Origin of the sequence: Lentzea sp. NPDC058436 (assembly GCF_042721515.1) — a bacterium.
Classification (GTDB): Bacteria; Actinomycetota; Actinomycetes; order Mycobacteriales; family Pseudonocardiaceae; genus Lentzea.
Map to the genome: position 1 here is coordinate 868893 of NZ_JBHXLF010000001.1, position 9928 is coordinate 878820.

The window sequence follows — 9928 nt, forward strand, 5'->3', positions numbered from 1 at the left end:
CTGTCCTGGTCAACATTTCTTTGAGGTTGTGAGATGGCGGATCAAGAGAAGCTGGTCGGCCTGCTGAAGAAGCTCACCGCGGAGCTCCAGCAGACCAGGACGCGCCTGCGGCAAGCGGAGTCCCGTGACAGGGAACCGATCGCGATCATCGGCATGGCCTGCCGCTACCCCGGTGACGTCGAGAGTCCCGAGGACCTCTGGCGACTGGTCGACGAGGAGCGGGAGGGGATCTCCGGGTTCCCGACCAACCGCGGGTGGGACCTGGAGGGGCTGTTCGACGCCGACCCCGAGAGCTCCGGCCACAGCTACGTGAACACCGGTGGCTTCGTGCACACCGCGGACGAGTTCGACGCCGAGTTCTTCGGCATCTCACCGCGTGAGGCGCTGGCGATGGACCCGCAGCAGCGCCTGCTGATGCAGGTCACGTGGGAGGCCATCGAACGGGCGGGCATCGCCCCCGGTTCGCTGGCCGGCACCAGGACCAGCGTGTACGCGGGTGTGTCGTCGCAGGAGTACGGACCGCGGTTGCACGAGGAAGCCCTCAACGTGGAGGGGTACCTCCTCACCGGCACCACGTGTTCCGTGCACTCCGGCCGCATCGCCTACAACCTCGGTCTCGAAGGCCCCGCCGTCTCGGTGGACACCGCGTGCTCGTCGTCGCTGGTGGCGATCCACCTCGCCGTGCAGGCGCTGCGCAGCGGTGAGTGCGACCTCGCCCTGGCGGGGGGCGCGAACATCATGGGAGGGCCCGGCGTCTTCGTCGAGTTCTCCCGCCAGCGCGGTCTGTCGCCCGACGGGCGGTGCAAGTCGTTCGCCGAGGCCGCCGACGGCACCGGCTGGTCCGAGGGCGCCGGCGTGGTGATGCTGGAGAAGCTCTCCGACGCCCGGCGCAACGGCCACAGGGTGCTCGCGGTCGTCCGGGGTTCGGCGATCAACCAGGACGGCGCGTCGAACGGGCTCACCGCACCCAGCGGGCCCGCGCAGAAGAGCGTCATCGCGCAGGCGCTCGCCGACGCCCGGCTGTCGACGAGGGACGTCGACGTGGTCGAGGCGCACGGCACCGGCACCCGGCTCGGCGACCCGATCGAGGCGCAGGCGGTCCTCGCGACCTACGGGCAGGACCGCCCCGGTGACCGGCCGCTGTGGCTGGGTTCGCTGAAGTCCAACATCGGCCACACGCAGTGCGCGGCGGGCGTCGGCAGCCTCATCAAGATGGTGATGGCGCTGCACCACGACACGTTGCCGAAGACCCTGCACGTCGACAAGCCGACGTCGTTCGTGGACTGGCAGTCGGGTGCCGTCGAGCTGCTGACGGAGGCCCAGGCGTGGCCCCGGCAGGACGAGCCGCGCCGGGCGGCCGTGTCGTCCTTCGGCATCTCGGGCACCAACGCCCACCTGATCATCGAGGAGGCACCCGCCGAGGAGGTCGCCGAGGACCGGCCCAGCACCGGGAACACGCCCGTTCCCGTCGTGCTGTCCGGGACGAGCCGCGAGGCGCTCGCGGCGCAGGCCCGCAGGCTGCTGTCCACAGTGGAGGCCGATCCCTCCGCGAGCCCGCTCGACCTCGCCTACTCGCTCGCCACCGGCCGCACCGCGCTCGCCGAACGGGGTGTCGTCCTCGCCGCCGACCGCGACGGCCTCCTCGACGGACTGGCCGTCCTCGCCGACGGCGCGAGGAGCGACCAGGTCCTGCAGGGCAGCGTGAGCAACGGCAAGACCGCGTTCCTGTTCACCGGCGGCGGGGCGCAGTACCTGGCGATGGGCCGTGAGCTGTCCGCTGCCAACCCCGCGTTCGCCGCCATCTTCGACGCCGTCATGGGGGAGTTCGACGCCCACCTGGAGCGGCCGCTGCGCGAGGTCCTGTTCGCGGAGGACTCCGCGCTGCTGGACCGGATCGACTACATGCTGCCCGCCCTGTTCGCCGTCGAGGTCTCGGTGGCGCGGCTGCTGGAGTCCTGGGGCGTCGTCCCGGACTTCGTGGCGGGGCACTCGATCGGTGAGTTCGCCGCGGCGCACGTCGCCGGCGTCTGGTCGCTGGCCGACGCCGCGCGCATCGTCGCGATCCGCGGCCGGTTGATGAACTCGCTGCCGCCCGGCGGCGCGATGGTCGCGATCCAGGCCTCGGAGGAGGAGGTCGCGCCCGAGCTCACCGGCCTGGTGGGGTTCGCGGCGCTGAACGGGCCGACGTCGGTCGTGATCTCCGGCGACGAGGACACCGCCATGGCCATCGCCCAGCGGTTCAAGGACCGGGGGCGCAAGGCCAAGAAGCTCGTCGTCAGCCAGGCGTCGCACTCGGCGCTGATGGACGGCATCCTCGACGAGTTCGGCAGGGCGACCGCCGAGCTCACCTACTCCGCGCCGCGCATCCCGATCATCTCCACGCTCACGGGCAAGCAGGCCGGCGCGGACGAGGTGGGCGACCCGCAGTACTGGGTCCGCCACATCCGCCGTCCCGTCCGGTTCACCGACGCGGTGAGCCTGCTCGAACGGGAAGGCGTCACCCGCTTCGTCGAGGTGGGACCCAACGGTGTGCTGACCGCCGCCGCGATGGAGATCGTGGAGCGCCCGGAGGCCGCGGCGTTCGTCCTGTCGCTGCGCAAGAACCACGCCGAGGACCTGGACCTGGCCACGATGGTGGCGCGACTGCACGTCAGCGGCGCGCAGGTCGACTGGACGGCGTTCTTCCGCGACACGGGTGCCCGTCGCGTGGACGTGCCCACCTACGCGTTCCAGAACAGCCCGTACTGGCTCGCCAACGACAACAGCGGTCCCGCCGACCTCAGCGCGATCGGCCTCGTCTCGGCGGAGCACCCGGTGCTCGAAGCGTCGATCCTGCCCGCGGACGGCGACGGGGCGTTGTTCGCCGGACGGGTGTCGCTCGCCTCCCAGGCCTGGCTGGCCGACCACGCCGTCATGGGCACGGTGATCGTGCCGGGGGCGGGCCTGGTCGAGCTGGCGATCCGCGCCGGTGACGAGGTCGGCTGCGGGACCGTCGAGGAACTGACGCTCCACGCGCCGGTGCTGCCGGGTGCCGAGGGTTCCCTGGCACTGCAGGTGGTCGTGGGCGACGCCGACGAGGAAGGCCGCAGGCCGGTCTCCGTCCACAGCCGGCACCGCGACGCCACCTCCGGGCAGGCGTGGGTCCGCAACGCCGACGGATGGCTGCGGCCCACCTCCACCGCGGACCACTGGGTGCCGGGGGAGTGGCCGCCCAGCGGAGCCGAGTCCGTTGCCCTGGACGACTTCTACCCCCGCCTGGCCGACGCCGGTTTCGACTACGGCCCGCAGTTCCAGGGCCTGCGGGCGGCGTGGCGGCGCGGTGACGAGGTCTTCGCCGAGGTCGCCCTGCCGGACGCCGGCACCGACGGCTTCACGATCCACCCCGCCCTGCTCGACGCGGCGCTGCACACCCTCTTCCTGGCCCCCGGCGCGGAGGAGTCCGCCGCACTCCCGTTCTCGTGGAGCGGTGTCTCGTTGCACGCCACGGGTGCGCGCACGCTGCGGGTGAGGCTGACGGGGTCCGACGGGAACTCCGGAACCCTGTCCGCGGTGGACGACGCCGGCCAGCCGGTGATCTCCGTCGAGTCGATCGCCACCCGGCCCGTCACCGCGGAACAGCTGCGGAACGCGGACGCGCCGGAGAACCTGTACGCGGTCGAGTGGCAGAGCCGGCCCGCCCGGGGTTCCGCGCCCTGGACCGACCACGCCGACCTGCCCGCCGAGGGCGACGTCGAAGGACACGTCGTGTTCTCGGCGACGTCCGGAGACGACCCGGTCGCCGACACCCACCGGCTCACCGCGAGCGTGCTGGCCGTCCTGCGCACCTGGCTGGAGGACGACCGGTTCGCCTCGGCGACCCTGGTCGTGCGCACCAGCGGTGCGACCGATCCCGCCGAACCGTGCCCGGCTGCCGCCGCGGTGTGGGGCCTGGTCCGTTCCGCCCAGTCCGAGAACCCCGGCAGGGTCGTCCTCTTCGACGGTCCGGCCGAATCGGTCGGCGAGGCCGTCGCGACCGGTGAGCCCCAGGTCGCGCTGCACGGTGGCGAACTGGTCGTGCCGCGTCTGGTTCCCGCCGCCGCGTCCGACGACCTGACGGCGTGGGACCCGGACGGCACCGTGCTGATCAGCGGTGGCACCGGAGACCTCGGCGCACTCGCCGCCCGGCACCTGGTGACCGAACACGGCGTCCGGCACCTGGTCCTGACCAGCCGCCGCGGCATCGAAGCACCGGGAGCGGCGGACCTGCACGACGAGCTGACCGCACTGGGCGCACAGGTCGTGGTGGAGCGCTGCGACAGCGCCGACCGCCAGGAACTCGCCACCGTGCTCGGCCGCATCCCGGCCGGCCACCCGCTGACCGGCGTCGTGCACGTCGCCGGGGTGCTCGACGACGGCCTCGTCACCACGATCACCCCCGAACGGCTCGCCGGGGTGCTCACCCCGAAGGTCGACGCGGCGTGGCACCTCCACGAGCTCACGAAGGACATGGGCCTTCAGCACTTCGTCCTGTACTCGTCGGCCGCCGGCGTCCTCGGCTCTCCCGGCCAGGGCAGCTACGCCGCCGCCAACTCCTTCCTGGACGCGCTGGCCGGCTACCGCCGGGCTCGCGGTCTCGCCGCCCGGTCGCTGGCCTGGGGTCCGTGGCAGCAGGACCAGGGGCTGACCAGCCACCTGGACGAGACCCAGACCGGTCGCCTCGGCCGGGACGGGTTCGCCTCGCTGGACCGCGCCGAGGGCATGCGCGCCTTCGACGCGGCCCTGGCGGTGGACGAGTCGCTGGTGGTCCCGGTGAAGCTCGACCTGACCGCCCTGAACCGCGTCGCGCGCAGCACCGAGATCCCGGCCGTTCTCCGCGGCCTGGTCCGCACCACCCGCCGGAGCGCGACGACGAGCGAGACGCGGGAGCTGTCGCTGGTCGAACGCCTGGCCGCGCTGCCGGGAGCCGAACGGCCGGACGCGGTGCAGGACGCCGTGCTCGACCAGGTCGCCGACGTGCTGGGGCACAGCTCAGGGGCGGCGATCGACCCGGAACGCGCGTTCACCGAGCTGGGGTTCGACTCGCTCAGCTCCGTGAACCTGCGCAACCGCCTCAACGCGATGTTCGAGCTGCGCCTGGCCGCCACCGTCGTGTTCGACCACCCGTCCCCGCGCGCGATCGCGACCTTCGTCCTCTCGCTGCTGCCCGGAATGGACGAACCGGTCGACTCCGGTGCGGTCGACGAGCAGCAGGTCCGCCGCCTGCTCGCCACCGTTCCGTTCGACCGGCTCCGCACCGCCGGGGTCCTGGACGCACTGGTCCGGCTGGCGAACGACCCGGCGGCCGGGTCCGTCGCCGAGGTGGCCCCCGCGGACGACCTGGTGGACGAGATGGACGCCGACGAACTGGTGAAGCGCGTCATGGCGGCCGCCGAGGACAACACCGTGTCACTCACCTCTGGTTCGGAGAACTTCTGATGCCCTCCAACGAGGAACTTGTCGCAGCACTGCGGGAGTCGGTCAAGGAGAGCAGCAGGCTGGCCGCCCGCAACCGGAAGCTGGTCGACGACGCCCACGCGCCAATCGCGATCATCGGCATGGCCTGCCGGTACCCCGGCGGCGTCGACTCGCCCGAGTCCCTGTGGGACCTGGTCGCGACCGGCACCGACGCGGTGTCGGGATTCCCGGCGGACCGGGGCTGGAACCTCGGCGAGCTGTTCCACCCCGACCCCGACCACCGCGGCACGTCGTACTCCCGCGAGGGGAGCTTCCTGCACGACGCCGCGGACTTCGACCCGGACTTCTTCGGGATCTCGCCGCGCGAGGCGCTGGCCATGGACCCGCAGCAGCGGCTGATGCTCCAGGTCAGCTGGGAGGCCGTCGAGCACGCCCGCATCGACCCGACGACGCTCAAGGGCAGCGCGACCGGCGTGTTCGCCGGGCTCATGTACAGCGACTACGGCGTCGGCGTCGGACAGCTGCCCGAAGGCGTCGAGGGCTTCCTGGGCAACGGGACCCAGGGCAGCGTCCTGTCCGGTCGCGTGGCCTACACGCTCGGCCTGGAGGGGCCGGCGCTGACGGTCGACACCGCCTGTTCGTCGTCGCTGGTCGCCGTCCACCTCGCCGCTCAGGCGCTGCGCACGGGCGAGTGCTCGATGGCCCTCGCCGGCGGGGTGTGCGTCATGCCCATCCCCGACACCTACGTCGAGTTCTCCCGGCAGCGCGCGCTCTCCCCGGACGGCCGCTGCAAGTCCTTCTCCGCCTCCGCCGACGGCACCGGCTTCGGCGAGGGCGCGGGAATCCTGCTGCTGGAGAAGCTGGAGGACGCCGAGCGCAACGGTCACCACGTGCTCGCGGTCATCCAGGGCTCCGCGGTCAACCAGGACGGCGCGTCCAACGGCCTCACCGCGCCCAACGGACCGTCGCAGCAACGCGTCATCCGCGCCGCGCTCGCCGACGCCCGCCTGCCCGCGGGGGAGGTGGACGTGATCGAGGCGCACGGCACCGGCACCGAGCTGGGCGACCCGATCGAGGCCGACGCTCTGCTCGCCACCTACGGCCAGGACCGCGAGGAGCCGTTCTGGCTCGGCTCGATCAAGTCCAACATCGGGCACACCCAGTCCGCCGCCGGAGCCGCCGGGATCATCAAGATGGTCGAGGCGCTGCGCCGCGGCGAACTGCCGCGCACGCTGCACGTCACCGAGCCGTCGTCGGCCATCTCGTGGGACTCGGGCAACGGGCGCCTGCTCACCGAGCACCGCGACTGGCCCGCCGCCGGGCACCCCCGCACCGCGGCGGTGTCGTCGTTCGGCATCAGCGGCACCAACGCCCACGTCATCCTTCGCGAAGCGCCGGAACGCGCGGCCGCCGTTCGCGAGACCGCTCCGCCCGCCCGCGTCCCCTGGGTGCTCTCGGGGAACACCGAGGCAGCGGTGCGCCGGCAGGCGGAGCGCCTCGCGCGCCGGGTGCCCGGACTCGACCCGGTCGACGTCGGTTTCACCCTCGCCACCGGTCGTGCCGCGCGCACGCACCGCGCGGTGGTCTTCGGCGAGGAGGGGCTGGCCGCCCTGGCGGCCGAAGGACAGGGGCCCGAGGTCGTCACCGGCACGCAGACCACCGGCAAGGTCGCGTTCCTGTGCACCGGTCAGGGTGCGCAGCGCCTCGGCATGGGGCGCGAGCTGTCCGCCTACTCGGTGTTCGCGGAGAAGTTCGCCGAGGTGGCGGCGCACCTGGACAAGCACACCGAGTTCTCGCTGCTGGACGTCGTGCACGGCGACGTGCCGGAAGCGCTCGACCAGACGGCGGTGACCCAGCCGGCGCTGTTCGCGTTCGAGGTGGCGCTCGCGGAGCTGGTGAGGTCGTGGGGCGTCCGTCCCGACTTCCTGCTCGGCCACTCCATCGGCGAGCTCACCGCCGCGCACCTCGCGGGCGTGTGGTCGCTGGAGGACGCGGCGAGGCTGGTCACCGCTCGCGGCAGGCTCATGCAGGCGTTGCCGGCGGGCGGCGCGATGATCGCGGTCAGGGCCTCGGAGGCCGAGGTCGAGCTGCTGCCGGGCGTGAGCATCGCGGCCGTCAACGGCCCGGAGTCACTGGTGTTGTCCGGTGACGAGGAGGCCGTCGCCGAGATGGCCGCCCGGTTCGAGCGCTCCAAGCGGCTTCCGGTGAGCCACGCGTTCCACTCGCACCACATGGACGGCATGCTCGCCGAGTTCCGGGAGATCGCCCGCGACGTCGAGTACGCCGCGCCGCGCATCCCGCTGATCTCCAACCTCACCGGCGCCGTCGCCACCGCCGACGAGGTCACCGACCCGGAGTACTGGGTGCGGCACGTGCGCGGCACCGTCCGGTTCGCCGAGGGCATGGCCGCCCTGCACACCTTGGGCGTCCGCCGCTTCGTCGAGATCGGCCCGGACGCGGCGCTCTCCTCCCAGGGGGGCGACTGCGTGCCCGGCGGGTTGTTCCTGCCCGTGCAGCGCAAGAACCGCGACGAGGTCACCACCGCCGCGCAGGCGCAGGCCACCTTGTTCGCCCACGGCGTCAAGCTCGACTGGCCCGGCATCTTCGCGGGCACCGGCGCTCAGACGGTCGACCTGCCGACCTACCCGTTCGAGCGGGAGCGGTTCTGGCTCGCGCCCGAGCCGGCCAAGCGGGCGAACGGCTGGCGCCACCACATCCGGTGGACACCCGTGGCGACCACAGGCACACCGGCCGGGCCGTGGACGGTCGTGGCGGACCAGGACGACGCCTGGGCGCAGGCGGCCGCGGAAGCGTTGGGCACCAAGGTGGTCACCGCCGCCGACGCCCGCGAGGGCAACGTTCTCGCGTTCGCCGGCGACGGCATGGAGGCCGCCGCCCTGCTCCGCGAGGGCACCACGCTGTGGTGCGCCACGCGTGGTGCGGTCGCGGTCGGGCACGAGCGGGTCACCTCGCCCCGGCAGGCCGAGGTCTGGGCCGTCGGCAGGGTCGCGGCGATCGAACAGCCCCGTTCCTGGGGTGGCTGCGTCGACCTCCCGGAGGTGCCGGACGCCCGGTCCGTCGCACGGCTGGTGGAGGTCCTGTCCGGCGGTGAGGACGAGGTCGCGATCCGCGAGTCCGGCGTGCACGCGCGCCGTCTCGTGCCCGCCGAGCCCTCGACCGCGACGTGGACCACCAGCGGTACCGCGCTGGTCACGGGCGGCACGGGTGCGCTCGGCGCGCTGGTCGCCCGGCGGCTGGTCGAGGCGGGTGCGGAACACCTGGTCCTGCTGTCGCGCCGCGGCGAGGACGCTCCCGGAGCGCCTGAACTGGCCGCGGAGCTCACCGAACTCGGTGCGCGGGTGAGCATCCGCGCCTGCGACGCGGCCGACCGCGACGCACTGGCCTCGGTCGTGGCGGAGCTGGACGACCTCCGGGTCGTCGTGCACACCGCGGGAGTCCTCGACGACGGCCTGATCACGGGCCTCACCCCGGAGAGGTTCGACGCCGTCGCCAGGCCGAAGGTCGACGCCGCGCACCACCTCGGCGACCTGACCAAGCACCTCGAACTGGACGCGTTCGTCCTGTACTCGTCCCTGGCCGGGGTGCTCGGCAACGGCGGCCAGGCGGCCTACGCCGCCGCCAACGCGCACCTCGACGCCCTGGCCGAGCAACGGCGTTTCGACGGACTGCCCGCCACGGCCGTGGCGTGGGGCCCGTGGGCCGAGGGCGGCATGGCCGGCTCGCACGACGAGGGCGTGCGCCGGATGGGGCTGCGGCCGATGACGCCGCACGCCGCCGTCGAGGCGCTGTTCGAGTCGCTCGCCGCGGACGACGTCACGGTGACCGTGGCGGACTTCGACTGGCCCGCCTACCTCGACACCGCGCGGCAGGCACCGGTCCTCGCGGAGATCCCCCGGCAGCAGGCCGACGTTCCCGCGGCGACGGCGGGTCCGTCGTTGCGCGACCGGCTCGCCGGACTCATCGAGCCCGAGCAGCGCCGCCTGCTGCTCGACCTGGTCCGCGACGTCGTCGCCAAGGTGCTCGGACACGCGAGCGGCACGACGATCGAACCGGACCGCGCGTTCAGCGAGCTCGGCTTCGACTCGCTGACCGCAGTCGAACTGCGCAACCGCCTCGACGCGGCGGCGTCGCTGTCGGTCCCGTCGACCCTGGTCTTCGACCACCCGACACCGCTCGCGCTCGCGGACTACCTGTGGGCGGAGGTGGCGGGCCCCGAGCACGCGGCGGAAGCCCTGCTGCACGACCTCGACAGAGCCGCCGAGGTGCTCGCCGGCCTCGACGACGACAACGCGGCGCGCGCCGCCGTGCTGGAGCGCCTGCACGCGCTCGTGGCGGAGTTCGGCTCCGCACCAACGCATTCCCGCGGAGCTGTGGCGCGGACCGACCTCACCGAGGCGTCCGACGACGAGCTCTTCGCCTTCATCGACCAACAGCTCGGCACCTGAGCCGGCGCTCGTGATCTTGACCAATGAGT

Annotated in this window: 2 protein-coding genes; both read left to right on the forward strand. The window is 73.0% G+C overall.

Going from position 1 to position 9928, the window contains the following annotated elements:
* Nucleotides 1–33: 33 nt before the first annotated feature.
* Entirely contained in the window at nt 34–5454 is a 5421-nt protein-coding gene (locus ACFWN2_RS03515; protein WP_382424678.1) for a type I polyketide synthase, read from the forward strand.
* Nucleotides 5454–9899, forward strand: a complete 4446-nt coding sequence (locus tag ACFWN2_RS03520; protein WP_382424679.1) for a type I polyketide synthase — start codon at nt 5454–5456, stop codon at nt 9897–9899. The genes ACFWN2_RS03515 and ACFWN2_RS03520 overlap by 1 nt, the downstream gene beginning before the upstream one ends.
* The last annotated feature ends 29 nt before the right edge of the window (nt 9900–9928 follow it).